The organism is Bradyrhizobium sp. LVM 105 (assembly GCF_003957705.1).
GTDB classification, from domain to species: domain Bacteria; phylum Pseudomonadota; class Alphaproteobacteria; order Rhizobiales; family Xanthobacteraceae; genus Bradyrhizobium; species Bradyrhizobium frederickii.
On sequence record NZ_QZMV01000081.1, the window covers coordinates 1 to 1,571 of the forward strand.

General features: G+C 67.2%; 2 protein-coding genes. Both read left to right on the plus strand.

The genetic code is table 11. The features are described 5' to 3' along the window. On the plus strand, positions 1–1,125 hold a 1,125-nt coding region (locus D6B98_RS39550), incomplete at its 5' end, for a response regulator (protein ID WP_126262248.1). Between the two features lie 24 nt (positions 1,126–1,149). Next, a partial coding sequence (locus tag D6B98_RS39555; RefSeq protein ID WP_126262249.1) for a chemotaxis protein CheW occupies positions 1,150–1,571 on the plus strand: 422 nt, incomplete at its 3' end.

The window sequence follows — 1,571 nt, forward strand, 5'->3', positions numbered from 1 at the left end:
AAGATCGACGACGGCGCGGCCTCCGATCCCGAGAACGGCTTCATCGTGGTCACGCAGGTCGGCAGCCAGACTTTTGGCATCGTCGTGGATGGCGTCTTCCATACGGAAGAGATCGTCGTGAAGCCGATGTCCACAAAACTGCGTCACATCGACATGTTCTCCGGCAACACCATTCTGGGCGATGGCGCGGTCATCATGATCATCGACCCCAACGGCATTGCCAAGGCGCTCGGCGCCGCCGGCTCCTCGGCCCATGACATGGGCGACGAGAACGGGGCGCATCACATCGGCTCGGGCGAGCAGACCACCTCGCTGCTGGTGTTCCGCGCCGGCTCCTCGCAGCCCAAGGCGGTCCCGCTCGGGCTCGTCACCCGCCTGGAGGAGCTCCCCGCCGACAAGATCGAGTTCTCTAACGGCCGCTACATGGTGCAGTACCGCGAGCAGCTGATGCCGCTGGTGGCCATGGAAAGCGTCACGATCGCGAGCCAGGGCGCCCAGCCGATCCTGGTGTTCGCCGATGACGGCCGCTCCATGGGCCTCGTCGTCGACGAGATCATCGACATCGTCGAGGAACGGCTCAACATCGAGGTCGGCGGCTCCAGCCAGGGCATTCTCGGCTCGGCCGTGATCAAGGGCCAGGCCACCGAGGTGATCGACGTCGGCCACTTCCTGCCGATGGCGTTCGCCGACTGGTTCACCCGCAAGGAGATGAAGCCGTCGCTGCACTCGCAGTCGGTGCTGCTGGTCGACGATTCCGCGTTCTTCCGCAACATGCTGGCCCCGGTGCTGAAGGCGGCGGGCTATCGCGTCCGCACCGCGCCGACCGCGCAGGAGGGCCTCGCCGCGCTGCGGGCTCAGAGCTTCGACGTGGTCCTGACCGACATCGAGATGCCCGACATGAACGGGTTCGAGTTCGCCGAGACCATCCGCGCCGACAACAATCTCGGCTCGATGCCGATCATCGGCCTGTCGGCGCTGGTGTCGCCGGCGGCGATCGAGCGCGGCCGTCAGGCCGGCTTCCACGATTATGTCGCCAAGTTCGACCGTCCCGGTCTGATCGCGGCGCTGAAGGAGCAGACCGCGGGCGCCGCCGGCGCCTCCGAGCTGAGCCGGGCGGCGGCGTAACCCAGGGGATCAGGAGATAGGCTTATGGCCAGCAACAAGATGCAGTCCAGCGAAGGCGCCATGGTCGAATACGTCACCGCGATGATCGGCGGCCAGCTGTTCGGCCTGCCGATCTCCCGCGTCCAGGACGTGTTCATGCCCGAGCGCGTCACCCGCGTGCCCTTGTCCTCGCGCGAGATCGCCGGCGTGCTCAATCTGCGCGGCCGCATCGTCACCGTGGTCGACATGCGCGCCCGTCTCGGCCTGCCGCAGCCCGAGGACGGCAAGGTGCCGATGGCGGTCGGCGTCGATCTGCGCGGCGAATCCTACGGCCTTCTGATCGACCAGATCGGCGAGGTGCTGCGCCTGCCCGAGGCCGGCATGGAGGAGAACCCCGTCAACCTCGATCCCCGCATGGCCAAGCTCGCCGGCGGCGTCCACCGCCTCGACGGACAGCTCATGGTCGT